This is a genomic window from Rothia uropygialis, assembly GCF_004137765.1.
Classification (GTDB): domain Bacteria; phylum Actinomycetota; class Actinomycetes; order Actinomycetales; family Micrococcaceae; genus Rothia.
Map to the genome: position 1 here is coordinate 241374 of NZ_NOIS01000002.1, position 25070 is coordinate 266443.

A 25070-nucleotide genomic window follows, 5' to 3' on the forward strand; every position below is an offset into this window, starting at 1 on the left:
TATGTAAAGTTAACGACTTGACCACTGCCCTTCGTGGATCGCATGGCCGCTCCTCGACTAGATTCGAAGCATGACTCAGAATGCCAGCGTCGATCGCAAGAATGCCTCAAACCGCCCGCTTCCGCGCAAGGTCTCGGCATGGCCGTTCCTCGTGGCGGACATCGTCCTCATCATTGTCTTTGCGGGCATCGGTAGAAGCTCTCATGGCGAGAGCCTCGCAGGCACGTTTTCCACCGCTTGGCCATTTCTGGCGGGTGCAGCCATTGGTTGGCTGACCCTCCGCGCGTGGCGAGCTCCTCAGGCGATTTTTCCGACCGGAATTACCGTGTGGCTGTCTACGGTTGTCGTGGGAATGATCCTGAGGGCCATAGTCGGCCAAGGAACGCATTGGTCCTTCATTGTCGTTGCGACCATTGTCAACGCCGTATTTCTCATCGGCTACAGGTTGCTGGTGAAGCTTTTGGTGAGAAGGGCGGCAACTCGTCACTAGGGTCCTCAGGCCAAGGGAACTCCCCCGAAGTCTCCTAACCTTAACCTATACTTTAAGGTTAATACTTGAGGAATTCAATCCATTCCGTCAAGACCTTTTCGGCACGCCCCGAATCGATTGATTCCTGGGCGCGAGCTATTGCGTGATTAATTCGTTCGATCAGCGGTGACGTAGCGTCGTCGGAGGCGGCCACCAGTCCGGCTGCGGCGTTCAGAACCACCGTGTCGCGGATTGGGCCGCTCTCCCCTGCCACGAGTCGGCGGATGACGTCCGCATTGAATTCCGGGTCCTTGCCAGTGATGTCAGCGAGGGTGTTGGAGGGCAGGTTGATGTCTGCAACTTCGATGACGCTCTCTTCCAGTGTTCCGTCATGAGCCTCCCACATCTGAGTGGGCCCGATCAGACTGAGCTCATCCAAATTCAATGGACCGGTGAACACGAGGGCATGGTTTCCGCGACGTGCGAAGACGTCCGCCATGAGGGGTGCGATGCGCGTACTTGATACGCCGATCACCGAAGAAGCCACGCGTGCAGGATTGGCGAGAGGGCCCAGATAATTGAAGACGGTAGGGACTCCGAGGGTCCGTCGAATCGGACCTATGTATCGCATGGCCGGGTGGTACGTATTCGCGAAGAGGAACGAAATGCCTACTTCGCCCACGGACGCTTCGACCCGGTCGGCAGGTGCATCAAGAGGCAGTCCCAGTCGCTCGAGGGCATCAGCAGATCCTGTCGAGGAGGACGAAGCCCGGTTTCCGTGCTTGACCACCTTGACCCCGGCGCCCGCCATAACCAGCGAAGCCATGGTGGAGATATTCACCGTGTTGTGCTGGTCCCCTCCGGTGCCCACGATGTCAACGGCATCACGAGGTCCGTTATAAGGCTCTGCCATGTCCAGCATCTGCTCCGAAAGGCCGTGCAACTCCTCGGCGGTCTCCCCTTTGGTATGGAGGCCCACCAGGAAAGCGGCGACGTGAACCGGATCTGCGGCACCGCTCATCATCTCCCGCATGGCCCAAGCGGCCTCATCGTAAGTCAGGTCTTCGTGACGCTCAATCGCGTTGATGAGGCTCTTCCAGGTGGGCTGGTTCGTGGGATCTTGGGTGTTGCTCATAGGGCAACCCTAAGCGATAAACCCCTCCACTCTGTGACCCCTAGACCCGTAACCTGACTGCTGGCTGTAAGCCACCTGGTCGAATAATTGTGGTGATCGTCCCACCATTACGTGACTTTAAAAGCCAAGAAGTCTTATCTGCCCTGGAAAACCGCGGATCGGCGGGGGTTTTGGTGAGCGACACGTGACACGCCGGGAGCCCCAGTGGGCCTTGCTGTTGGTTCGGCGAGAGTTTTACAGACATAATGTCTATGTGACAACTGCAACCCATACTCCCAGTAAGTCGACACAACCGACGCTCAATCGTCCCAACATCGTGTCCGTAGGCACGGTGGTCTGGTTGGCGAGTGAGCTGATGTTCTTTGCCGGACTGTTCGCCATGTACTTCACCCTGCGCGCCACAGCGCCTGACGTGTGGGCGGAAAACACTCATCATCTCGAAGTGCCACTGGCTCTGGCGAACACGATCGTGCTCGTCTTGAGTTCAGTGACCTGCCAGTTCGGCGTGTTCAAGGCCGAACAGCTCAAGGCTCGCCGCACCGGGTCCATTTGGCAGGTCGGCAAATGGGGCATGACGGAGTGGTTCCTGCTGACCTTCGTCATGGGCGCCGTCTTCGTCAGTGTCCAGGCAATGGAGTACGCGACCCTCGTCTCAGAAGGCGTGTCCATCGCGGCGAGTGCTTACGGTTCAGCGTTCTACATCACGACAGGCTTCCACGCCTTGCACGTGACCGCTGGCCTGATTGCATTCCTCTTCATCATCGGACGCGCGTACGTCGCAAAACGATTCGGCCACTATGAGGCGACTTCAGCAATCGTGGTGTCTTACTACTGGCACTTCGTTGACGTCGTCTGGATTGTGCTGTTCATCGTTGTTTACTTCGTGAAGTAGACACGAGGATCGCCCGCCCACACATCAATCACACACAGACAAAGGAACTCTTGACGTGAAGGCACTTTCCCAGAAGCGGCGTCATCCGCTGGCGGCCATCATTCTTTTGGCTGTCGCCCTCGTCCTGACTGGCGGCCTCTATGCAGTTGCCTCCGCCACCAATCAGGCCAAGGCCGACTCCAATCAGAGCTATACGGCCGATGACATCGCCGCTGGACAGAAGCTGTTCCAGTCGAACTGCGCTACCTGTCACGGAACTAATGCTGAGGGAACCGAGAACGGACCCTCGCTGGTCGGCGTCGGTGCCGCCGCAGTCGACTTTCAGGTCGGCACCGGGCGTATGCCCATGCAGATGCAGGGAACTCAGGCTCAGCTCAAGCCCGGCCAGTTCAACGAAGACCAGACCAAGCAGCTTTCTTCCTACGTCGCCTCGCTCGGCGCTGGTCCTGGTGTCCCCGATGAGGAGTCGCTGGACACCAGCAAGGGCGATGCAGCCAACGGCGCCAAGGTGTTCCTCGCCAACTGTGCAATGTGCCACAACGCAGCCGGTTCGGGCGGTGCGTTGACGCGGGGCAAGTTCGCTCCGACTCTCATGGGTGTTTCAGAGCAGCACATTTATGAGGCCATGGAGACCGGCCCGCAGAACATGCCCGTCTTCAACGATGCCAATATCACCCCCGATGAAAAGCGAGATGTCATTACCTATCTGAAGGCGCAGGAAACCAACGGCTCCCCCGGTGGGTTGGCCCTTGGCTCACTCGGCCCGGTTTCGGAGGGATTGTTCATCTGGACCATCGGCTTGGGTCTTGTCATCGGTTTCACCGTTTGGCTGACCTCGCGGTCCGCGTAAGCTCGCTCGAGCATCACACACCTACCAGCAGCTCGTACCAAGGAAGTTAGAGGATCACATGGGCAACCATCGTGACGGAGCACCGGAGCGTTCCGGCGCCGTTGCTACCTCAGGAGACCAGAACCAGGAACAGTTCCCGGATCCGGGTCTGCCGCATCACGAACCGCGCCTGACCGACCTGGATCCCAAGCGCGCGAAGCGCGCTGAGCACCAGGTTTCCTGGCTCTTCGTTCTCTCCATCGTCGGAGCGTTCGTGTTCTGGATCGGGTTCTTCGCGATCAAAGCCAGCGGCGACATGTACAACGTCAATAACCCGGACCCGACCAGCAATCTGCGTCTGCAGAATCTGCTGCTCGGATTGGGTATTGCTTGCACGATGTTTGGCATCGGCATCGGGATCGTCCAGTGGGCCAGAACTCTGATGCCCGACCACGAGATGGTCGAGATGCGTCACGAGATCAGCTCGGAAGAATCCCGAGCGGAGGCTCAAGAGATCGTCGAAACCATTATCGACGAGTCCGGCATCAAGCGTCGTCCCCTGCTTCGCAACACGATGATCGGGGCGATCATTCTTGCGCCCCTCACATTCGTCACCCTTTTCCGCGAGCTGGGGCCGATCAACACGAAGGTTCTCTCGCACACGCTGTGGGACAAGGGTATTCGTCTGGTGCGCGATCCTTCCGGGACGCCTATTAAGGCTGCGGACGTCACCATGGGTTCGGCCTACCACGTTCTGCCGGAAAATATCTTGGATATCTCACACGAGGACGGGTACCTCGAGGAGAAGGCCAAGGCCGTTGTTCTGCTGATGCGTATGGACCCCGAGGAGCTCCACGTTTCAAAGGATCGCGAAGACTGGAACGTCGACGGCATCATCGCTTATTCCAAGGTCTGCACCCACGTTGGTTGCCCCATTGCTCTCTACGAGCAGCGCACCCATCACCTGCTGTGCCCTTGCCACCAGTCCACGTTTGACGCCGCCAACGAATGCGCGGTCGTGTTCGGACCCGCAGCCCACGCGCTGCCCCAGCTGCCGATCACAGTCGATTCAGAGGGTTACCTCGTTGCCCGCAGCGATTTCCACGAGCCGGTCGGCCCGGCGTACTGGGAGCGCGGCAAGCAGAAGCAAGAGATGGCGAGTGAGGCCTAAACATGTCTAATGCTGTAAACGAATACCAGGCCTCGACAACACCGGGGCGCATCGCTAATTTTGTCGATACCCGTGTCGGTATGTCCGGCATTGTCCGCGAGTTCGGTCGTAAGATCTTCCCTGACCACTGGACATTCATGTTCGGCGAGGTGGCTCTCTATAGCCTCGTCATTCTGATTCTTTCCGGCACGTATCTGACGTTCTTCTTCGACCCTTCCATGACCTCCAAGGTCTATGACGGTAGCTATGTGCCGATGAAGGGCGTCGAAATGTCGGCTGCCTACGCATCCACGCTGCACATCTCCTTCGATATCCGTGGCGGCCTATTCATGCGTCAGGTCCATCACTGGGCTGCGCTGATGTTCGTCGTGGCCATTGCCGTGCACATGATGCGCGTTTTCTTCACCGGCGCGTTCCGGCGGCCGCGTGAGCTCAACTGGGTCGTGGGCGGGATGCTCTTCGTCCTGTCCATGGCGGCAGGCTTCACAGGCTATTCGCTTCCAGACGACGTTCTTTCGGGCAACGGCCTCAGGATTATCGACGGCGTGATGAAAGCCATCCCCTTGGTTGGCACTCACCTGTCCCTCTTCTTCTTCGGTGGAGAGTTCCCGGGTCATTCTGTCATCGGACGTCTGTACACACTTCACATCATGATCATTCCTGCATTGATCTTGTTGACGGTTGCGATCCACCTGTTCATGGTGGTTGTCCACAAACACACGCAGTACCCCGGTCCGGGACGAACCGAAAAGAACGTGGTCGGTTTCCCCGTGGGCCCGGTCTACGCTGCCAAGGCCGGCGGCTTCTTCTTCATCGTCTTCGGAATCATTGCCATCATGGCCGGTACGGTCACGATCAACGCGATCTGGAACTATGGCCCCTACGATCCCTCCCCTGTGCAGGCTGGCACCCAGCCTGACTGGTACATCGGCTGGGTCGATGGTGCGCTCCGTCTGATGCCTGGGGCATGGCCTTGGCATTGGCAGGTGCAAGCCGGCGGAACCTGGGTCCTTGCCGTTCTCCTGCCCATGGTCCCCGCTGCGATTTTGCTCGGATTGTTCTTCACCTGGCCCTGGCTCGAACGCTGGGTCACGAAAGACAATCGCGAACACCACATTCTGGATCGCCCGCGCAACGCTCCGTTCCGTACCGGTGCCGGCGTTGCTGGAGTGACCTGGTATTCCATCATGATGATGGCCGCCAGCTCGGACTTGATTGCGACGCACTTCCATGTGGCTCTCAACGACGTGGCGTACATACTCCGTTTCTTCTTCTTCTTTGGCCCGTTCATCGCATTCGAGATCACCCGACGAATCTGCTTGGCCTTGCAGCGGAAGGACCGGGAACTCGTGCTGCACGGCATCGAAACCGGACGTGTTGTTCAGTTGCCTCACGGTGAGTTCATTGAGGTTCACGAACCCCTCAACGAATATGATCGGTATCGCCTGGTGAACTTCAACGCGCCGCAGGTGCGGCCTGCCGAGCCCAATAAGAAGGGTAAGGTTACCGGAAGCGAGAAGATTCGTGGCCGGATATCCCGCCTGTTCTTCGAAGACCGGGTCGCCCCGGTCTCGCCGGCAGAGCTGGAGGCCGCGCATGAGCACCACGAGTTGGAAACCGGTGACCACTAGCCTGATCTGTCACTGAGTCGAAAGCCCCGGCCCCTCGAATGTGAGGGACCGGGGCTTTTCGCTGCACAGGGGTCCTGCCGTCTCCCCTGCGATGATTATGGTGAACCGGTTTTCTGGACAGCGCGTAGACCGTAGACTCCCTCGGTACGATCCGCGTTGGCTCAGCTCAGTTATGTTCTCTCCTCTACCGGCCGGAACCCCCGCGCCTTCTGCGGACAGTCATGAGCTGTCACGGCGCAATGTGACAACCACGGGTCTCCTTGTGGAAGAGGAGGCGGATTTCGGTGCGCTCCCGACGTGTGCAGAAGGCGGGGCACCGCCTTCCAGTCGGGTTCAGGTAAACGTATTTCCCGTTTGGCAGGTTCATGGTCCTGTGGGCCATGTGATCCCGTTGTAGGCGGCCCGGGCTTTTGGGTGCATTTGGGGAGCTGTGCCCATGCCTCCACCGTGAGGTCCTGCCGACGGGTAGTTTTTGGTGCACAGGTCCCAGATGACGAATCCGTCATGCCATTCCTATTCTTGCGTTGATCCGGTGGACCGTCATCATCGACACATGGAGGGTTGGCGCAGATCCAAATCCGCATCGCTTCCCGAGTGATCCGGGTATTCTCTTGTCCCGCGTACGCGGCGGCGAAACGTGTGGCGGCGACATAGAGTTCAGACAGGCCGGTGTATGCGTTGCGGTCAGGGACACGTCCGCCCCACTGGTCACCCGACCCATCGGTGGGGCTCGGCAATCAGACTCTGGAACATATCGTTGGACGGTGTTTGCGCTTGGCCGCGGCCTCACGAATCGCGGCATTCACGAAGCCGCTTGGTTAGTCGTCGGATCGCCTTCTGACTTCAGCTGTTGTGTCGCACCGCTTCGTTCCCATGCTTTGTCGCCCCACCCCGTGCGCACTTCAGTTTCATATTGGCTGTGGTCGGCCCCAGCAAAGATATCCTTAATCGTCATGGAACGGCCATTCTTTACTGTTCCGAGAGTGTGTCGGACGACAGCGACCTGTTCGTTGATTCGGTCACGCTGCTCTTCCATGAGGTCCAGTTGAGTCTCGGCTGCTTCAGCGGGAGAGCTCTCGTCGTCAAGCGCGAGGTAAATAGCTGCGAGGGGAGGTCGAACGCGCAGAGATAAAACGCGGTAGAGCCGTGAAATCTCGGCGTCCCCATAGAACCGATATCCGTTGCTTGCGACCCGTGACGGGTAGATGAGGCCTACCTGCTCGTCGTGTCATAGCGTTCGACTGGCGATCCCAGCCGCCTTGGCAGGGTCTCTGATCGGCCATTCCGCCATATTGCTCTCGCTAGTCAGGTTTCCCGTTCTGTTCGGCTGCCGCTGGAAGATCATATTCACCCTTGATGTGATCGCTCGCCCAAGCATGATCGACCGCCTGATCGCCCGTACGCGGAGTCGTTAGAGTAATCGCGTTTCCATCCCTGTCCATGAATGTGAGATCAGTCGAGAACCACGGAGTATCTAGCGGCCCCGTGACCTCTGCACCGCCCCCAGGCGGTCGCCGACCTCCTCCAGGTTTACGTCCCCCGCAGTGAACGATGCAGATACTGATCCGTGTGCCGCAGCGCCCTGGGCCATGAGAATGTCTTGGTACTTCTCGCGGCGCAGATGCACGAGCGAAGGCACACCACCGGGACCGGGATGGTAGAGCAAGGGTCACGAATCCCGCGGCGCCGTAGTGCGTTTCGGCCGCCTCAAGGCCGCTCACCACGAGGTTTACGAACATAGGCATCACGTATATCGACCGGTCAATTGCCGGCCCGTTATTCTCAATCCTGAGCACCGCATTCCCAGTTGACGTTGCAACAGAGTCAAGGCGTCAGTGCGTATCGTCCCTCTGTAGAGGACGTAGCGGATCAAAGGTACACATTGCCGACAGAAGCGTCATGGCCAGCACACGATCTCGTCGACCAGGCGCGGCTCCGGTTTGGCGTTGAGAGATGTCCGAGAACCTGCCGTTGAGACCAGTTTGGTCCTGGAGGCTCAGCAAGCGGTGGAGGAACGCAACGATGCCGCTCATTCGAAACGAAAAATACCCCAGTTATGTCCGCACGAGGGTGGAAGAAATCACGTCCGACGTGGCGGTGAAGCCTTCCTACCCCGCTATTCCCGTTGCATTGGCTGCGGGACGTTTGAAGCCCAAGACGGATGCACGACGGGACTCGGCTGCCACGCAACTTTTTGTCGGGCTCCCTCATGGCCTCGGTCGTGCGTGGTGGGGTGTTGTTGTGTAGCAATTTGCTCGTGCACCCACCGTTTCAGGTCAATACCCCTACTGAGCAAAGGTAGGTTTGCTGGCGGTGCGGAGGAGCATATCGGACCTCACCTGCGGGTCCTTGGAGCTGCTCTGGTCGTGGCGTTGAGGCCACTCACATTGGATCCTACGACTTGTAGGAACGATGAGGGCCGATCGGGCCAGAAGAGCCCGGGGCCGAAGGTACATCGGTTGTGGACGATTCGACCGGTTCGCTGCATGCCTTGGGAAGAGAAGAAGGGCCCCAATCCTCAAGGAGAGGATTGGGGCCCTTCTATCGCTGGGGTGTGACGCTCGCGATCTAGTGAGCGTGGCTTCCGCGGCTGTATTCGTAGACCCAACCGACCAGACCAATCATGGCAAGCGGGAACGCGAGCATGAGGAGCCACCAACCGATAGCCATGGCCACAACACCGATTGCCGCTGCGATGGCGATGAGGAGAGGCCACCAGCTCCAAGGCGAATAGAAGCCGTAATCGCCTGCGGCATCGACGATTTCACCGTCCAAGTTATCCGAGGGCTGGTTGGGATGCTTCTTCGAAGTGAAGCTGAAGAAGAAGCCCAAGAACGCCGACATCAACGCGGTCAACAGGAGGGCCGGGAATCCGACCCATTCGGTAAATCCTGTCATGAACCCGTAGACGAGAGTCACCGGGATCAGGAAGATGAACAAAGCCCAAAAAAGGATGCCATTTTCGCGCATCTGCTTGCCTCCTAGGAGTTGACCGTGGCGGCCTTGCGGGCAGCCGACGCGACGTCGTGGTTGGTGGACAACTCGGGATGGTGCAGATCAAGTGCAGGCCGTTCCGAGCGGATTCGCGGCAGGGCCGTGAAGTTGTGACGCGGCGGCGGGCAGGATGTCGCCCATTCCAGGGAGCTTCCAAAGCCCCACGGGTCATCGACTTCAACCTTCTTGCCGTTGCGGGTCGTGATGTAGACATTCCAGAAGAACGGCAGCATCGACACCGCCAGAATCATGGCGCCGACGGTCGAGAACTGGTTCATCCAGGTGAAACCGTCCTCTGGCATGTAGTCAGCATAACGACGCGGCATTCCGTCCACACCCAGCCAGTGCTGGATCAGGAAGGTCGTGTGGAAGCCGATGAACAGCAGCCAGAAGTGGATTTTGCCCAGTCGTTCGTTGAGCATCTTGCCGGTGAACTTGGGCCACCAGAAGTAGATACCACCGAACATGCAGAACACGACCGTTCCGAAGACCGTGTAGTGGAAGTGCGCGACCACGAAGTACGAATCCGAAAGATGGAAATCCAGCGGAGGGGTGGCCAGGATGATCCCGGTCACACCGCCGAACAAGAAGGTCAACAGGAATCCGAAGACCCACAAGAGTGGCGTCTCGAAGGTAATGGATCCCTGCCACATCGTGCCGATCCAGTTGAAGAACTTCACGCCAGTGGGGACACCGATCATCATCGTCATGAACGAGAAGAACGGAAGCATAACAGCACCGGTGACGTACATGTGGTGGGCCCACACAGTCACGGACAGCGCAGCAATGGCGATCGTCGCGTAGACGAGTCCCTTGTACCCGAAAATCGGTTTGCGTGAGAACACCGGAATGATCTCAGAGACGATTCCGAAGAATGGTAAGGCCAAAACGTAGACCTCGGGGTGCCCGAAGAACCAGAAGAGGTGCTGCCACAGGATCGCACCACCATTTTCGGCGTCGAAGATATGACCGCCCAGCCTACGATCCATACCCAAGGCAAACAGCGCGGCTGCCAGGGGCGGGAAGATCATGATGAGGAGGATCGCCGTAATCAACGTGGTCCAGGTGAAAATCGGCATGCGCCACATGGTCATGCCCGGAGCGCGCATGCAGAGGATAGTCGTCAAGAAGTTGACGCCACCCATGATGGTGCCGAAGCCCTGCAAGGCAAGGCCGAAGACCCATAGATCGCCGCCCACGCTCGGACTGTACGTGGTGGAGTTCAACGGAGCATAGGCGAACCAACCGAAGGATGCCGCGCCCTGCGGGGTGATGAACCCGGAAATTGCGACAAGGGAGCCGAACAGGAAGAACCAGAAGGCAAGCGCGTTAAGCCGCGGGAAAGCGACATCGGGAGCACCGATCTGCAGGGGCACGATCACGTTGGCGAAGCCGATGAACATGGGGGTACCAAACATCAGCAACATCAGGGTGCCGTGCATGGTGAACAGCTGGTTGAACTGCTCTTTGGTCTCCAGGATCTGCATGCCGGGCTCGAATAGCTCAAGGCGCATCACGAGGGCCATGATGCCGGCCAGCAAGAAGAAGATGAAGGACGCGATCAGATACATGTATCCGATGGTCTTGTGGTCGGTAGAAGTCAACCAGCTGACGACGATCCGTCCCCGGGACCGGGGAACGGTGCGTTGCGCAACCGTTGTTTCTTCAGCTGAATACTCGAATGTAGACACCGGTACTCCCCTACTTCGATTCGTTCATGTTGGGATTGCGGTTGTACTCATCGCCGAGGCGTCCGTTGTTGCCCTGGTTCTTGAGGTCCTGCATGTGCTTGTCATAGTCGTCCTGGGAGACGACCTTTACGTTGAAGAGCATTTCTGAGTGGTACTCACCGCAGAGTTCGGCGCATTTGCCCTGGTAATCACCGGGGCCACCCGTCTTGAAGTCCATGTAGTTGGTCTGACCGGGGATGGTGTCGATCTTTTGCAGGAATGCGGGCACCCAGAATGAGTGGTTCACGTCGCGGGACTTGAGCTGGAGCTCAACTTCGGTGTTCTCCGGCAGGTAGAGGGTCGGAAGCTTGTCCTCCCGGCCAGGCTGGCCGTCGAGACGAGCTTGCGTGCCTGAGGTGTAAGTATCGCTGTCCAGGTAATTGAAGTCCCAAGCCCACTGCTTGCCATAGACCTCAACTGTGACTCCCGGATGATCCCAACGACTGTCGACCGAACGCTCTGCTTTGTCGGAGAACGCGAAGAGGCTCACGATCAAAACGATCGGGATGATCGTGTACATGATCTCGAGAGGAAGGTGATATCCCAGCTGGCGCGGGTAGCCGGTTTCTCCCTTGCGGCGACGATAGGCGATGATGCACCAGAGCATCAGACCCCAGGTCACCAGACCGACTGCGAGTGCAGCGATCCAGGAGCCGATCCAAAGATCCATGATCGTGTCGACGTTGTCGGTGGTGCCGCGCTTGGTCGGCAAGAAGCCGACCTCAGCGCTATCCGAACAACCCGTCAACAGCAGCGTGGCGGCCGCTGTCGCGCCGATGGCGACAATGCCTTTGGCGCGACTGCTACCGGTTCGTTTCTGCGAACTCACAGACTGCCCTTCCTCTAATTTCCGTGCGTGTGATGAACGCTGAGCCGATACACCGTTTCCCATGTGCTCGTGCGACAGCGTTCTGGTCTTAGTACGAGCTTACTCGTCCCTGCGGATTTCCGCTGACACTGTGTCACCACAGTACCCCGAAAGTCGGAGCAGATTCAGCTCCGACATATCTGCCAAGGCCGAGTTGGAGCCCGTATTTTCGACCTTAACAAGACTATGGCCCGGTCCTCCCCAAAGCGGGAATGACCGGGCCATATTACGCACCGTCTGGACGCGATCTATATCACTTAGTTGAAAGAATCACCACAGGCGCAGGAACCCTGCGCATTGGGATTGTCAATCGAGAAGCCCTGTTTCTGAATGGTGTCTTCGAAGTCGATCGTCGAGCCTTCCAGGTAAGGAGTGCTCATCCGGTCAACAATGACCTCGACGCCGTCAAACTCGCGTAGAGCGTCTCCATCGAGAACACGCTCGTCAAAGTACAACTGGTAGATCAAACCTGAGCAACCACCGGGCTGAACCGCAACACGAAGTCGCAAGTCTGTTCGCCCCTCCTGTTCCAGAAGGGTGCGTACCTTCTCGGCTGCTCCTTCGGTGAGAGTCACGCCGTGAGTCGGCATCTCGGTCTTCATTTCGGGTGCAACAGTCATATCGCGACCTGCCTTTCTGCTCGCCTCAAGCCTAGCTATTGCTCTCGCGTCAGTGTAACCCTATTACCGCTCTCGTTATTCCTCGGCGGGCCGAACCTTTGCCCATGCTGGAGGCTCGGCACGCACCTTGGACCGGGCGTGTGGGGCATCATCAGCGAGAATGATTCATGCGGACCATGAAGAATGCTTCGGATTCTATGGCACGCTGGAAATCTGGAATGAAGAGAGACTCGTTGGCGCTGTGTGCGCGGGTGTCCGGGTCCTCGATGCCCGTGATGAGGATCGCCGCATCAGGGAACATCTGCGTCAACGATGCTACGAACGGAATCGATCCGCCCATTCCCATCAGAACGGGCTCGGTATTCCACGCGTCCTTCATCGACTCCAGCACAGCCCGAGCCGGACCGCTGCTCACATCCGATTCGAAAGGCTGACCGGCTTCGCCGCCGTCGTATTCGACTGTTGACCCCCAGGGTGCGTTCCGCGTCAGGTGTTCTTCCAGAAGCCGATGGGCCTCATGAGGATCCTGCCCCGGCGCGAGGCGAAGACTGACTCGAGCCCGGGCTGTGGAGGCCATGGTGTTGGAGGATTGGTCGACCGACGTGATGTCCATCCCGATGATGGACAGCGCCGGCTGATTCCACAGCCGTGATGAGATGCTACCCGTACCGGTGAGGCGGAAATTTTCGAGCGCACCGGCATCGGTGCGGAAATCTGCTTCCGAGTAGTCGAGCTCAGGATCCGGGCCACGAACCAGGCCGTCGACCGCTACGGACCCCGCGTCATCGTGCAAGGATGCCAGGAGACGCACCATGGCCGTATTCGCATCAACCAAGGGACCTCCGAACATTCCCGAGTGAAGGGCATGGTCCAGGGTCCTCACCGTGACGGTTCCTGAGATGACACCGCGAAGGCTCGTGGTCAGCGCGGGAACTCCGGCGCGCCAGTTGGAAGAATCCGCGACCACGATTGCGTCCGCCTGAAGTTTGTCTTGATAGGTGGCGAGGAAGTTCCCGAAGCTCGGTGAGCCGGCCTCTTCCTCGCCTTCGATGAACAAAGTAATGCCTATTCCAAGTTCGTTGCCCAGAACGCTGTGAAGCGCATCGACCGATGCAAGGTGAGTCATCAAACCGGCTTTGTCGTCTGCAGCGCCGCGTCCGTAAAGGCGGTCGCCGACCTCGGTTGCGACCCAAGGATCCGTATTCCAGTCCGCTACGTCGCCAACCGGTTGAACGTCATGGTGGGCATAAAGAAGAACTGTCGGGTATCCAGCGCGAGGGTGCTTTCGGGCGACGACGGCCGGCATGCCCTGGCCCCCATCAGGCTTGTCGGCAGTGAGGATTTCGACGTCGTCGAAACCGGACTCGCGGGCGAGCTCCGCGACCCGTCCGGCGCTTTCGCGCACCCGGGACAGATCGTGACTTTCCCATGCTACCGAGGGGATCGATACGAGCTCCTTGAGAGTTGCCAGAGTGTTCTGGAATGTCTGCTCGACACGAGCTTTAATCTCAACCTTAATCGAAGGTTCTACGTTTCGACCGTCATTGGCGCTAGTTACATCGTTGTTCGTCATAGCCGCCACCTTATGCTTCTGGCGCGGTGGAAGGTAACAGGGCGCGCCATCAAGTATCCTGGAGGGGTGTTCGGAAGCAAGAAGAAATCCTCAGCTGAAAGCGTTGCCACGGAAGAGTCGTCGGACTCGATGAACTCTTCAGAGGCCGCAAGGGCTCAAGGCAAGGGCCGCCCCACTCCAACTCGTAAAGAAAGGGAGGCCGCCCGCAAGCGTCCCCTCGTGCCTGATGATCGCAAGATGGCCAAGCAGAAGGAACGCGAGGCCGCCAGGGAAGCGCGAGTACGGCAGAACCAGGCGATGCAGACGGGCGATGATCGTTACTTGCCTGTTCGCGACCGCGGCCACCAGCGTCGTTTCATCCGGGATTATGTCGATGCCAGGTTCAATATCGGTGACTACTTCATCGTCATTTTGCTCGTCATCTTCGTTCTCGGCTTGGTGATGCCGCTCCACATCCAGCAGTTCACGATCTACGTCATGTGGATCTTCATTGCGATCTGGCTCCTGGACTTCTTCATCCTGTGGAGGAAACTCAAGAAACTTGTGATCGAGAAATTCGGTTCCGCCGAGGCGGGATCCGGAATGTATGTATTCAACCGGGTCATGATGATCCGTCGTTTGCGGATGCCCAAGCCGCAGGTCAAGCGAGGGGAATTCCCCTCCTAAACCCTGTGCGGTACTTTACTGAAGTGAGGGCGGCCGGTCATCCCCTAGGATGGCCGGCCGCCCTCAAGCGTTGACGCCGGCGCTCCGAAGTCAGCGGCGTAGGCGCCTCATTTTCTTCAGGCCACGGTTGATCCGGGCAGCCCAGAACGGGCCTTCGTACAGGAAAGCGGTGTAGCCCTGGACCAGATTGGCTCCGCATTGCAGACGCTCTTCCACGTCCCCGGCCGAGGTGACTCCCCCGACCGAAATGATGGTCATGTCTGCCCCGACACGAGCCCGAACAGCCGAGAGAACTTCTAGCGATCGTTTCCGTAGCGGTTCACCGGATAGGCCCCCCGCCCCGCATTCTTCGATATCGGCCGGAGAAGATTGAAGGCCCAAACCTTCGCGCCGAATCGTGGTGTTGGTGGCGATGATGCCGTCGAGCTCCAACTCAACCGCCAGATCGGCGATCGCCGCGACCTCAGCATCAGAAAGGTCGGGAGCGATTTTCACCAGTACCGGAACGTGCCGACGCGCGGCCAGTTCCGCTTCGCGTACGACTGCACCAAGCAGTGGCCGGAGTGCGTCGATGTGCTGCAGATCCCGAAGCCCGGGCGTGTTGGGTGAGCTCACGTTGACGGCGAGGTAGTCGGCCTGGGGAGCCAGCGTCCGCGTGCTGTGCACGTAGTCCTCGATCGCCTCCTCGACGGGCACGACCTTAGTTTTGCCGATATTCACACCGACGATCGGGCGGGTGCGTTCCTTGTAGTCGTGCCACAGGTCGGCATGGGCGGAAGCCAAACGCGGTCCGATCTGGTCGGCGCCGTCATTGTTGAATCCCATGCGATTGATCACCGCGTGATCCCGGACGAGTCGGTGCAATCGGGGCTTGGGGTTGCCGGACTGCGGTTGGCCGGTGACCGTTCCCACCTCCACGTGACCGAAGCCCAAGTCCGTCAGCGCGTTGATCCCCGTGGCGCCTTTGTCGAAACCGGCCGCCAAGCCGAAGGGAGAAGGGAAGACGCGGCCGAGCGCTTCCGTGCGCAGAGATTTGTCCGGGGCCGTCAACACACGGAGGACCTTGGAGACTCCCGATTGTCGGCATGCCTTGATTGCTGCGAAACCGATCGCGTGCGCTCTCTCCGCGTCCATACCGGAGAAGACGATCTTGAAAAATGTCGGATAGAACCTGACCACGGATTCTCCTAGGCCTTCGTTTTTTGAACATAAATTTGAGGTTGAGGGTTAGGACCTAAAATTAAACAGCAGGTTTATGTACCGAGTCCACCGCTCCCCCGTATCTGCGGTCGCGTTGGGCGTATTCTTCGACGGCGTCCCAGAGAACGAGGCGATCCACGTCCGGCCAAAGAATATTCATGAAGATCATCTCAGCATAAGCGCTCTGCCAGAGAAGGAAATTGGAGAAGCGTTGTTCCCCAGAGGTTCGCAAGAACATGTCCACATCCGGAAGATCTGGTTCGTCCAAATACCGAGCGAACGTTTTTTCGTTGATCTGGCCGGGTTTGAGGGCTCCGGCTGCAGCATCGGCAGCGATGGCGGCCGCGGCATCGGCGATTTCTGCACGACCACCGTAATTCACGCACATGACCAGCGTGCACACGGTGTTGTTCGCAGTCTCCCGCTCACAGGTCTCCAACTGGCGAATAACTGACTTCCACAAGCGAGGGCGTCTTCCAGCCCAACGGATACGAACGCCCCAAGAATTCAGCGTATCGAGCTGGCGCTCCAAGACGTCGCCGCAGAACCTCATCAAGAAATTGACCTCATCCAGGGACCGCTTCCAGTTCTCGGTCGAGAAGGCGTAAGCGCTCACGACGGAAATACCCATTTCAATGGCTCCGGCGACCACATCCAAGAGCGCCTGCTCCCCCGCTTTGTGGCCCTCATTGCGGGGCAACCCGCGCTCATTCGCCCAACGTCCGTTACCGTCCATGACCACGGCTACGTGACGCGGCACGAACTTCTGAGGGATGGACGGCGGGCGTGTTCCCGACGGATGAGGAAAGGGGGCTTGGATGGTCATAAGGTCCTTTCGAGCAAGGCAAATGAGCGGAACTCGCGCTCCACGTGCCACTGTACATAACGTCTGAGGAGCACTCCGACGCGGTCCCCGGCGGTGTGATCTTCAACGTCCCGCAGAAGGTCCCAGTGTCCCGTGGCAACCGCGCGCAGGTAAGTCATCATGTCCGTGCTCAACGGGCGATCCCCGGCCTGGGCACAAGCGGCGCATATTACGCCCCCACCGGACATCGACCACGAGGTCAAGCTCTCGGTAGTCCCGCACCGAACACAGGCTTCCGTTGCGATGTACCAGCCGGCTATCCGCATGGATCGGGCCAGGAACGAGTTCAAGACGTCTTGAGGTGGATGGGTCTGACGAGCCAAGGAAGAGAGGGCGCCTGCCGTCAAGGTGAAGAGTTCCCGTGCGGACTTAGGGTCTCCCTGAGACACGTACTCCGAAACCTCCGCTACAGCCGAAGCGCTCGTGTACGCGACGTAATCGGCCACGATGGGAGCGGCGTAGGCCTTTCGGGTTACGGCCTGAGTTACGATATCCAGATTCCGGCCGTGGACCAGAGAAACATCAGTGATCATGAAGGGTTCTAACCGTGCGCCGAGCTTCGAGTTGCTTCGGCGCACGCCCTTGGCCACAGCACGTATCACCCCGTGCCCAGTGGACAGACCTACAATGATCCGGTCCGACTCCCCAAGTGGGTACGTTCCAAGGACGATCACAGTCTCGCGATACGTCCTGGAGGCGGCGGTTGTCGTTGGCACTCGCCCATTATCCCACGGTCGGTAGGAGAAAAATACGACGCCGCCCGCGCAAGTGGCGGGCGGCGTCGTCAGGCGAACTAGGTTACCGCAATGCGCGGTTGACGGCAGAGATCAGAGCTTTCAAGCCTGCTCGGGTGGTGTTGGCGTCGATGCCGACTCCCCAGAGGACACGATCGCCGACCGCCGCCTCGACATAGCTGGCCGCATGAGCGTTCTCGCCCGCCGACATTGCATGCTCGGAGTAGTCCAGGACTCGAACGTCGACACCCTCATGGGCCAGAACTCGGGTCAACGCGTCAATAGGTCCGTTGCCGACGGCAGAACGGTCGATCTCACGACCGTTGATATCCAGCTTGAGCCTCAGGGTTGTGTCTCCCGTATCCGTGGCCTCGGTGGTCATCGCGGCAATTCGGAATTTGCCCCAACGGCGCTCACCGTGGTCCTCTTCAGCCGGCAGGTACTCGTCCTTGAAGATGTCCCAGAGGGCCACGCTCGTGATTTCGCCACCTTCGCTGTCCGTGCGATTCTGGACGACGCTCGAGAACTCCACCTGTGCACGTTTGGGCATGTCCAGGCCCTTCTGCTGCTTCAACAAGTAGGCGACGCCGCCCTTGCCGGACTGGGAGTTCACGCGGATGACCGCTTCGTAGTTCCTGCCGAGATCCATCGGATCGATGGGCAGGTAAGGAACGGCCCACTCCATCTCCTCGACATCCTTGTTCTGGGACTTCGCATCGACCTCCATGGCCTCGAAGCCCTTCTTGATGGCGTCCTGGTGGGATCCGGAGAATGCCGTGAACACCAAGTCGCCACCGTAGGGAGAGCGCTCGTGGACCTTGATTTGGTTGCAGTACTCGACCGTTTGCCGGATTTCGTCGATATTTGAGAAGTCGATCTGCGGGTCGATGCCCTGGGTGAACATGTTGAGCCCCAGGGTCACCAGGTCGACGTTTCCGGTCCGCTCTCCGTTGCCGAACAGACAACCTTCGATACGATCTGCACCGGCCAGAAAACCGAGTTCAGCAGCGGCAATGCCCGTGCCCCGATCATTGTGAGGGTGCAAGGAAAGAATGACGTTGTCCCGATTGTCCAGATGACGACTCATCCACTCGATCGAGTCGGCATAGACGTTGGGCGTTGCCATCTCGACGGTCGCGGGCAAATTGATGATGACCTGGCGGTCGTCTCCGATGCCCAGTTCGTGGGTAACCGCGTTGGCAACGCGTGCGGCGTACTCGACCTCGGTGCCCGTGTAGGACTCCGGAGAATACTGGTACGTGAGAGGCACAGCAGTGCTCATCTGCTCTTCGTACTTGGTGCAGAGGCGCGCACCGTTCAGGGCGATATCCATGATGCCGTCCTGATCCTGTTTGAAGACAACGCGACGTTGCAGAACCGACGTCGAATTGTAGAAATGGATGATCGCCGAGGGTGCACCCTCGATGGCCTCGTAGGTCCGCTCGATGAGGTGCTCCCGACACTGGACCAAAACCTGGATCGTGACGTCGTCGGGGATGTAATGGTCCTCGATCAGGGTGCGTACGAAATTGAAATCGGTCTGGGACGCCGAGGGGAAACCAACCTCGATCTCTTTGTAACCCATCGAGACCAGGAGCTTGAACATCGCCAGTTTGCGATCCGTGTCCATCGGGTCCACCAAGGCCTGGTTTCCGTCGCGGAGATCGACGGCGCACCAACGCGGTGCATGCGTCATGACCTTATCCGGCCAAGTGCGGTCGGGAAGATTGACCGAAATTTCCTCGTGGTAAGGACGATATTTGTGAATCGGCATTCCGGAGGATTTCTGCGGGTGAGTCATCGTGAGTGCCTCTCAAGACGTTGTGTCAGGTTGCGGCCGGCGCAACTGTTCTCCGCAGCGAGGTGTCGGCCTAGTCGGAAAACGAGGCCTCGCTGCGGCAACTAAGCAGGAGGATCACGGATGATTGATTCACGATATTCAACGTACCACTCGCGTCGCATCCCTGCGTGACAGGTCACGGTCTGTCCACATTATGGGATGCGACGCCCATAGCCGACCTCAACGAATCCGCCAGATTCGAGGCGGCGGCCACTATCAGTAAGCGAATGCCTTCTGGCAGGTCTGCTGATCTGCGGTCTGGCCATTCGCGCCGCCGACGATCGAGGAAGAGCCTTCCTTCTTGACCGTGTCTCCGCTTGCGAAGTCCTTGCCCACACTGACGTCGATCCCGGCGACCGCGGCGCTTTCGACCACTTGATCCGACCCCAGGCCGAACTTATTTGCGATCTCCTGAGCCTGCTGCTGATAGCCAGGGCCGTACTGGATTGTGGTGGTCTCCGAGACCTGGGCCAAATCCTGGTACGTCACGCCGCTGTACCCGAGTTCCTCGACCTTGCCGCTCAGATCCTTGCCACGATTCTCGGTGCCCGATGCATTGGACATGTACACGGGTACAGACCGGTCGATTTCCGGCTCGGATGCGGAACTCGACGGAGACTCGGAAGACTGGTCCTGCCCACCTGCCAATGATCCGTCCTTGCGCAGCGTTTCGAAGACCTTCTCCGCATCGTCGGAGAGCTGCAACTTGTTCTCGTCATTGACGTAGGGCTCTGTGGGAGCCGTGGCAAAAACAATGTCGGACAGGTCAACGCCGGAGAGGATTTTGCCGATGTCCACGAACGTGGCCGGGTCGGTGAAGCCCTTGTCGACGGTAACGTTCTGCGTGACAGCCTCCGCGATACCGTACATTTTGCCGGGATTGGACAAGGTCCCTTGTTCCTTGACCTTCCGCATCAACGAAGCCAGGAAGCCCTGCTGGGCCTGGATTCGGCTGGTGTCCGATCCGTCGCCGAAACCGTGACGTGAGCGGAGGAAGGCCAGGGCTTGTTCGCCCTCCACCTCGGAATTGCCCGATGGAATGTCCAGTCCCGAGTATTCGTCTTTGATTGGTTTGTTGACGCAGACGTTCACACCTCCCACAACGGTGCTCAACTGTTTCACGGCGTTGAAGTCGACGAGCATGAAGTGATCTACGTTGATACCGGTCATCTGGTTGATGGTCGCTACGGTGCAGCCCGGACCGCCGTTGGTGAGTGACTCGTTGATCTGGGTGTCTTGTTCGGCGGGGTACTTCTTTCCGTCCGCCCCTTGGCACTGCGGGATGTCGACCATCAAGTCACGGGGGAAAGACACCACGTTGACCTTCTTGTGGTCCTCGCTGATTTGCATCAACATCATGACGTCCGAACGAGCACCGGAACCCTCGTCCGAAGCATCGCCGTAATTGGCGTTGTTGCCCGTCCTGGTGTCGGAGCCGATGACGAGGATATCGAGGGGACCGTCCGCCAGTTCTTTTCCACCGTCGAGGCCGGACCCGAGATTAAGCGCGTCCGTCTCGACGTTGGACCGCAAACGCATCGCGGCGAATCCTCCGGCGCCCATGACGACGAGCAGAAGACCGACACAGCACAGCGAGAGCCAGAGCCCACGCTTGGATTTCCTCGCGCGGTTCTTGTAGTGACGGCCCCGGGCATTGAGGCGCGGCGAAGGCGCTTCATTCGAAGTCTCGGGCGACTGCGGCACAAATATTCCTCTCGAACGGACGGCGAAAAACCTTTAAGTACTTTACGGCCCGAGGCTGAGAAGTTTCCTCACGTCAGACCGTGAATTTCCTCTATTCTTCCCCGGATACCGTCTAGAATCCCAAGCGGCCTAGGGCTCGGGGATCACGTTGCCAGTCCTTGGCAACCTTCACGTGAATGCTCAAATAGACTTTGGCTCCGAGCAACGGTTCTATCCCCTGCCGAGCCTTGGTTCCGATATCCCGCAACCTGGATCCGCGCTTTCCGATAATGATGGCTTTCTGCGAGTCCCGTTCGACATACAGGTTCACGTGGACGTCGATCATCGGATCGTCCTCGGGCCGGTCCTCGCGATCATTCATCTCCTCGACGGTCACGGCCACCGAGTGCGGCAACTCGTCGCGGACACCTTCTAGGGCCGCCTCACGAACGAGTTCTCCGACCATAACTGCCTCGGGCTCATCGGTCAGGTCGCCGTCAGGATAAAGTGGTGGGGAATCGGGCAAATACGAGCTCAGTAAGCTCGCAACGGACTCGACCTGAAAATCTTTGACAGCCGAAACCGGAATGATGTCAGCCCAGCCGCCCTGGCCGTCATCGACCGGACCCGTCGGGACGTTTTCGGAGTTGCCCGAGCCCTTGGCGAAGAGGGCCGGTGGGTCGGATTTTCTGCCCTGGGGCCCTTTGCCCCGGCCCTGTCGACGCCGTGCCCGCTCTTCACGGGCGCGTCGCTCGGAGGTCATGATTTCATTGCCCAGATCTGTGACGGCAACGAGTTGTTCCGCGAGACGGTCCGCCGGGACTTTGTCGGCTTTGGTAACAATGGCGACGATTGGCTTTTTCCCCGCCGCGGCCAGCTGCGACGCAATGTAGCGATCTCCCGGCCCGATCTTTTCGTCGGCAGGTACGCAGAATCCGATGACGTCAACCTCCGCGAGCGTCTCCGCAACGAGATCGTTGAGCCGCTCACCGAGGAGCGTGCGCGGCCGATGCAGTCCTGGGGTATCGATCAGAATCAGTTGGGAATGATCGCGATGGACAATGCCTCGGATGGTGTGTCGCGTCGTCTGGGGGCGGTTGGACGTGATCGCCACCTTCTGGCCGACCAACGCATTCGTCAACGTCGATTTTCCGGCGTTCGGGCGCCCGACCAGGACCGCGAATCCGGCGACGAAATCCTCGGGTACGGTTGCAAAATCCATGTTCATTCCTCCGAGGGCTCCTGCCCGTCAAGTTCTTCCTGCGGCGGTTCCTGCCATGCGAGGACCGTGCCGACCCGGTTCCGGCGCCCCTCGAGCTTAACGGCTTTGAGCCGAATCCCGTAGATCTCCGCCGTGGAACCAACGATCGGAACGCGGCCGAGAGCCTTTGCTAGAAGACCGCCGACGGAATCGACATCGTCGTCTTCCAGATCAAGGTCGAATAGCTCGCCGAGGTCGCCGACGCTCATGCGTGCCGATACTCGGTAGGCGTCGCCTTCGGCAGTCGCTTCCGGCTCGGCCGTATCGTACTCGTCGACAATCTCACCGACGAGCTCCTCAATGAGGTCTTCGAGGGTGACCAGCCCCGCCGTACCACCGTACTCATCAACCACGATTGCCACGTGCGTGCCCTCCCGCTGCATTTGGGGCAGCAGCTCGGAGACTTTCTGCAATTCAGGAACGAAGCGTGCCGGACGCAAAAGATCCGAGACAACGGGGGCACTGCCCCGGTGATCACGGATCAGAATCGCCTCGGCGACATCCTTGAGGTACAAGAAGCCGCGAACGTCATCGAAGTCCTCGCCTATGACGGGGATGCGCGAATATCCGGATCGCAAGAACAGATTGAGGGCGTTGTCCACCGAATCATCGAGGTCGAACGTCACTGTGTCGGTTCGCGGAACCATCACCGCTCGAATGCGGGTGTCGTCCAGCTCGAAAATCGAGTGCAGCATCGCCGCCTCGCTGTCTTCGATCACATCCGTGCCACTGGCCCGATCCACGAACTCGCGGAGTTCTTCTTCCGTGAAGAACCCGGCGTTCTCGTCCGTGGGCTGAGCAAAAGCCGAGCCGCCACGCATGAGCCACCGTGGCACAGGTCCCAATACGGCGGTGATCGCGCGGAGAAAACCGGAGGTCCTGGAGACGACGGCCAATGGATGCGATCGTCCGACGTGACGCGGTGAGACACCAATGACCACGAACCCCAGCAAAGTCGCGATGACGACGGCAATCAGCGCCGAAAGCCATACCCAGGGTATGAATCGCAGAAAGAGAATAGTGAGGACGACCGAGACGAGGGATTCGCAAAGAATGCGAGCGAATCTCAGGGCATGCATATACGGCCGGGGGTCCTCGAGGACCTTTTTGAGACTTCGGCGCGCGTCGGCCTGGGAAGCTTTCTCCGCTTCGTGACGTGGCAAATAGGTAAACGCCGATTCTACAGCCGTCAGAAGAAATGCCACGCCCAGCAGAATTAGGGTCGCAATGGCAAGGAGCGCCGTGATCATACCGTGCTAATGCCTCGTTTCCACGGGCGCGGGGTGGCCCAGAAATTTTTCCAGGATATTCCGTTGCAGAGAAAACATTTCTCGTTCCTGCTCGGTCGTGGCGTGATCGTACCCAAGGCAATGCAGGATTCCATGGAGCAAAAGCAGACACAGCTCATCAGCGGTTGAGTGTCCAGCGGACTCGGCCTGCCGGGCCGCGACCGTGGGACACAGGGCGATATCGCCAAGAGTTCCCTCAGCGAGTTCGTCCGCAGTTCCCGGGCGCATCTCGTCCATAGGGAAGGACATCACATCCGTGGGACCTTCGAGGTCCATCCACTCAATGTGAAGCCGCTCCATCTCGGCTTCTCCGATGACAGTTACTGATAGCTCCGTCTGAAAAGAAACATGGAGCAACTCAAAAGCGAAAGCTACAAGTTTGCGCAATTGGGCCACATTGACCGCTCCAAAAGCCTGTTCTTCGGGGCCTGTACTAGCTTCAGAGCTTTCGATATCGACGAAGGGGAGACTCTGCTCTCCAAGGGACTCAGTGGAGAAGCTCACTCGCCATCACCCTCGGCCCGACGCCGGGCCGCACGTGGTCGGGAGGAGACCTGTTGCTCGTCCTCCCATTTCCCGTAGGCCGTGACGATGTCACTCACCAGCTGATGCCGCACCACGTCGACGGCTTCGAGCTGGGAAAAGTGTATTTCCTCGATGTCGTTCAGAATCTTACGAACCTGCCGCAGACCGGACGTAGATCCGGTCGGAAGATCAACCTGCGTCACGTCCCCTGTAACCACCATCTTGGAGCCGAACCCCAGACGAGTCAGGAACATTTTCATTTGCTCGACCGTGGTGTTCTGGGCTTCGTCCAAGATCACAAACGCATCGTTCAGGGTACGACCGCGCATGTACGCCAGAGGGGCTACCTCAATGGTCCCGGCCTCCATCAGCCGCGGGATCGATTCGGGGTCCATCATGTCGTGAAGCGCGTCGTACAAAGGCCGCAGGTAAGGATCGATTTTTTCGTTGAGGCTGCCCGGAAGGAAGCCCAAGCTCTCCCCCGCTTCTACGGCGGGGCGGGTCAGAATGATGCGGTTGACCTCTTTGGCCTGAAGCGCCTGTACCGCTTTGGCCATGGCAAGATACGTTTTGCCGGTACCGGCGGGCCCGATACCGAAAATCACGGTGTTGTTGTCGATCGCGTCCACATATGAGGACTGATTGACCGTTTTGGGCCTGATTTTCCGGCCACGAGACGACAGTATGTTCTGCGTCATCGTCGGAGTTGCGGAAGCCATATTCTTGATCAGCAGGTCCACCAAGCGCTTCACGACTTCGGCGCTGATGACACTGTCTTGAGAGGCCAGGACCTCGAGTTCCTCGAAGAGCCTGATGACCAACTCAACCTGAGCCGACGGCCCGGTCACCACGACGTCGAGGCCTTTGACGCCTAGGGAAACATCCGAGAACGCCTGCTCGATGATGAGCAATGATGAATCCTGAGGCCCAAGGACCTCGACCATGGACTCGCGGCTTCGAAATGTGTATGTCCTCGAAACGGACAACGGACGTGAAAGACCAGGCGTGGATGCGGTCATCAAATGCGGAATTACCTCTCCTTCAGGGGCGTTGGACCCCTATGTTCCTGAGGATCCAGTTATTGTTCAAGACTAC

Annotated in this window: 23 protein-coding genes; 6 read left to right on the forward strand and 17 right to left on the reverse strand. The window is 58.8% G+C overall.

Annotated elements, in window-relative coordinates:
• The first annotated feature begins 70 nt into the window (after window positions 1–70).
• Complete coding sequence (locus EWV35_RS04710) at window positions 71–490, forward strand: DUF3054 domain-containing protein (protein WP_129658629.1); 420 nt, start codon at window positions 71–73, stop codon at window positions 488–490.
• Window positions 491–548: 58 nt separating this feature from the next.
• Here the strand turns inward: EWV35_RS04710 and trpD are convergent, their stop codons facing one another.
• On the reverse strand, window positions 549–1604 hold the full coding sequence (trpD, locus tag EWV35_RS04715; RefSeq protein ID WP_129658631.1) for an anthranilate phosphoribosyltransferase: 1056 nt from the start codon (window positions 1602–1604) through the stop codon (window positions 549–551).
• A gap of 253 nt (window positions 1605–1857) precedes the next feature.
• On the opposite strand from trpD, the gene ctaE reads away from it, so the two are divergent.
• The 4 genes from ctaE to qcrB are packed head-to-tail and all read left to right on the forward strand — an operon-like array spanning window position 1858 to window position 6127.
• A complete protein-coding gene (ctaE, locus tag EWV35_RS04720; RefSeq protein ID WP_129658633.1) occupies window positions 1858–2496 on the forward strand; it encodes an aa3-type cytochrome oxidase subunit III in 639 nt (212 codons plus the stop codon).
• A 55-nt stretch (window positions 2497–2551) separates the two neighbouring features.
• Window positions 2552–3346 (forward strand): cytochrome bc1 complex diheme cytochrome c subunit, encoded by a 795-nt coding sequence (gene qcrC, locus EWV35_RS04725; protein ID WP_129658635.1) that lies wholly within the window; start codon window positions 2552–2554, stop codon window positions 3344–3346.
• Window positions 3347–3404: 58 nt separating this feature from the next.
• Window positions 3405–4496 (forward strand): cytochrome bc1 complex Rieske iron-sulfur subunit, encoded by a 1092-nt coding sequence (gene qcrA, locus EWV35_RS04730; RefSeq protein WP_129658637.1) that lies wholly within the window; start codon window positions 3405–3407, stop codon window positions 4494–4496.
• 2 nt (window positions 4497–4498) lie between these two features.
• Entirely contained in the window at window positions 4499–6127 is a 1629-nt protein-coding gene (qcrB, locus tag EWV35_RS04735; protein WP_129658639.1) for a cytochrome bc1 complex cytochrome b subunit, read from the forward strand.
• An 802-nt stretch (window positions 6128–6929) separates the two neighbouring features.
• Here the strand turns inward: qcrB and EWV35_RS04740 are convergent.
• From EWV35_RS04740 to EWV35_RS04765, 7 genes are all read right to left on the reverse strand, one after another.
• Complete coding sequence (locus tag EWV35_RS04740) at window positions 6930–7163, reverse strand: hypothetical protein (protein WP_129658641.1); 234 nt, start codon at window positions 7161–7163, stop codon at window positions 6930–6932.
• A 438-nt stretch (window positions 7164–7601) separates the two neighbouring features.
• The gene (locus EWV35_RS13155) at window positions 7602–7793 is read right to left on the reverse strand and encodes a hypothetical protein (protein ID WP_165168345.1); all 192 of its coding nucleotides are present in this window, start codon (window positions 7791–7793) and stop codon (window positions 7602–7604) included.
• A 902-nt stretch (window positions 7794–8695) separates the two neighbouring features.
• The gene (locus tag EWV35_RS04745; protein WP_129359639.1) at window positions 8696–9097 is read right to left on the reverse strand and encodes a cytochrome c oxidase subunit 4; all 402 of its coding nucleotides are present in this window, start codon (window positions 9095–9097) and stop codon (window positions 8696–8698) included.
• An 11-nt stretch (window positions 9098–9108) separates the two neighbouring features.
• Window positions 9109–10812 carry an aa3-type cytochrome oxidase subunit I gene (gene ctaD / locus EWV35_RS04750; RefSeq protein ID WP_129658643.1) on the reverse strand — a complete coding sequence of 568 codons (1704 nt, stop codon included), beginning with the start codon at window positions 10810–10812 and terminating at the stop codon, window positions 9109–9111.
• A 10-nt stretch (window positions 10813–10822) separates the two neighbouring features.
• Window positions 10823–11680 (reverse strand): aa3-type cytochrome oxidase subunit II, encoded by an 858-nt coding sequence (gene ctaC, locus EWV35_RS04755; protein WP_129658645.1) that lies wholly within the window; start codon window positions 11678–11680, stop codon window positions 10823–10825.
• A 296-nt stretch (window positions 11681–11976) separates the two neighbouring features.
• Window positions 11977–12339: a HesB/IscA family protein gene (locus EWV35_RS04760; RefSeq protein ID WP_129359636.1), complete on the reverse strand. Its 363-nt coding sequence runs from the start codon at window positions 12337–12339 to the stop codon at window positions 11977–11979.
• Window positions 12340–12490: 151 nt separating this feature from the next.
• A complete protein-coding gene (locus tag EWV35_RS04765; RefSeq protein WP_129658647.1) occupies window positions 12491–13912 on the reverse strand; it encodes a dipeptidase in 1422 nt (473 codons plus the stop codon).
• A 129-nt stretch (window positions 13913–14041) separates the two neighbouring features.
• Between EWV35_RS04765 and EWV35_RS04770 the strand changes: the two genes are divergently transcribed.
• Complete coding sequence (locus EWV35_RS04770; RefSeq protein ID WP_274542943.1) at window positions 14042–14578, forward strand: DUF3043 domain-containing protein; 537 nt, start codon at window positions 14042–14044, stop codon at window positions 14576–14578.
• 90 nt (window positions 14579–14668) lie between these two features.
• Here the strand turns inward: EWV35_RS04770 and EWV35_RS04775 are convergent, their stop codons facing one another.
• From EWV35_RS04775 to EWV35_RS04815, 9 genes are all read right to left on the reverse strand, one after another.
• Complete coding sequence (locus EWV35_RS04775; protein WP_274542944.1) at window positions 14669–15757, reverse strand: quinone-dependent dihydroorotate dehydrogenase; 1089 nt, start codon at window positions 15755–15757, stop codon at window positions 14669–14671.
• Window positions 15758–15818: 61 nt separating this feature from the next.
• Complete coding sequence (locus EWV35_RS04780) at window positions 15819–16604, reverse strand: isoprenyl transferase (RefSeq protein WP_129658651.1); 786 nt, start codon at window positions 16602–16604, stop codon at window positions 15819–15821.
• Window positions 16601–17359, reverse strand: coding sequence for a DNA repair protein RecO (gene recO, locus EWV35_RS04785; protein WP_165168349.1), 759 nt, complete (start codon window positions 17357–17359; stop codon window positions 16601–16603). The genes EWV35_RS04780 and recO overlap by 4 nt, the downstream gene beginning before the upstream one ends.
• Window positions 17360–17441: 82 nt before the next feature.
• On the reverse strand, window positions 17442–19178 hold the full coding sequence (gene leuA / locus EWV35_RS04790) for a 2-isopropylmalate synthase (protein ID WP_129658655.1): 1737 nt from the start codon (window positions 19176–19178) through the stop codon (window positions 17442–17444).
• Between the two features lie 255 nt (window positions 19179–19433).
• Entirely contained in the window at window positions 19434–20921 is a 1488-nt protein-coding gene (locus tag EWV35_RS04795) for an LCP family protein (RefSeq protein ID WP_129658657.1), read from the reverse strand.
• A 112-nt stretch (window positions 20922–21033) separates the two neighbouring features.
• Window positions 21034–22122, reverse strand: a complete 1089-nt coding sequence (locus tag EWV35_RS04800; RefSeq protein ID WP_394342433.1) for a GTPase Era — start codon at window positions 22120–22122, stop codon at window positions 21034–21036.
• Window positions 22123–22124: 2 nt separating this feature from the next.
• The gene (locus tag EWV35_RS04805) at window positions 22125–23411 is read right to left on the reverse strand and encodes a hemolysin family protein (protein ID WP_129658661.1); all 1287 of its coding nucleotides are present in this window, start codon (window positions 23409–23411) and stop codon (window positions 22125–22127) included.
• 6 nt (window positions 23412–23417) lie between these two features.
• Window positions 23418–23903 (reverse strand): rRNA maturation RNase YbeY, encoded by a 486-nt coding sequence (gene ybeY / locus EWV35_RS04810; protein WP_129659561.1) that lies wholly within the window; start codon window positions 23901–23903, stop codon window positions 23418–23420.
• Window positions 23904–23950: 47 nt separating this feature from the next.
• Entirely contained in the window at window positions 23951–24994 is a 1044-nt protein-coding gene (locus EWV35_RS04815; RefSeq protein WP_129659564.1) for a PhoH family protein, read from the reverse strand.
• Window positions 24995–25070: the final 76 nt, after the last annotated feature.

What these genes read in the sequence shown, in the direction of transcription:
- EWV35_RS04710 (WP_129658629.1), top strand. Translation starts at nt 71, where the DNA reads ATGACTCAGAATGCCAGCGTCGATCGCAAGAATGCCTCAAACCGCCCG.
- EWV35_RS04800 (WP_394342433.1), bottom strand. Translation starts at nt 22,122, where the DNA reads ATGGATTTTGCAACCGTACCCGAGGATTTCGTCGCCGGATTCGCGGTC.
- EWV35_RS04745 (WP_129359639.1), bottom strand. Translation starts at nt 9,097, where the DNA reads ATGCGCGAAAATGGCATCCTTTTTTGGGCTTTGTTCATCTTCCTGATC.
- EWV35_RS04740 (WP_129658641.1), bottom strand. Translation starts at nt 7,163, where the DNA reads ATGGAAGAGCAGCGTGACCGAATCAACGAACAGGTCGCTGTCGTCCGA.
- EWV35_RS04780 (WP_129658651.1), bottom strand. Translation starts at nt 16,604, where the DNA reads ATGACCATCCAAGCCCCCTTTCCTCATCCGTCGGGAACACGCCCGCCG.
- EWV35_RS04805 (WP_129658661.1), bottom strand. Translation starts at nt 23,411, where the DNA reads ATGATCACGGCGCTCCTTGCCATTGCGACCCTAATTCTGCTGGGCGTG.
- leuA (WP_129658655.1), bottom strand. Translation starts at nt 19,178, where the DNA reads ATGACTCACCCGCAGAAATCCTCCGGAATGCCGATTCACAAATATCGT.
- EWV35_RS04765 (WP_129658647.1), bottom strand. Translation starts at nt 13,912, where the DNA reads ATGACGAACAACGATGTAACTAGCGCCAATGACGGTCGAAACGTAGAA.
- EWV35_RS04770 (WP_274542943.1), top strand. Translation starts at nt 14,042, where the DNA reads ATGAACTCTTCAGAGGCCGCAAGGGCTCAAGGCAAGGGCCGCCCCACT.
- EWV35_RS04815 (WP_129659564.1), bottom strand. Translation starts at nt 24,994, where the DNA reads ATGACCGCATCCACGCCTGGTCTTTCACGTCCGTTGTCCGTTTCGAGG.
- qcrA (WP_129658637.1), top strand. Translation starts at nt 3,405, where the DNA reads ATGGGCAACCATCGTGACGGAGCACCGGAGCGTTCCGGCGCCGTTGCT.
- qcrB (WP_129658639.1), top strand. Translation starts at nt 4,499, where the DNA reads ATGTCTAATGCTGTAAACGAATACCAGGCCTCGACAACACCGGGGCGC.
- EWV35_RS04760 (WP_129359636.1), bottom strand. Translation starts at nt 12,339, where the DNA reads ATGACTGTTGCACCCGAAATGAAGACCGAGATGCCGACTCACGGCGTG.
- trpD (WP_129658631.1), bottom strand. Translation starts at nt 1,604, where the DNA reads ATGAGCAACACCCAAGATCCCACGAACCAGCCCACCTGGAAGAGCCTC.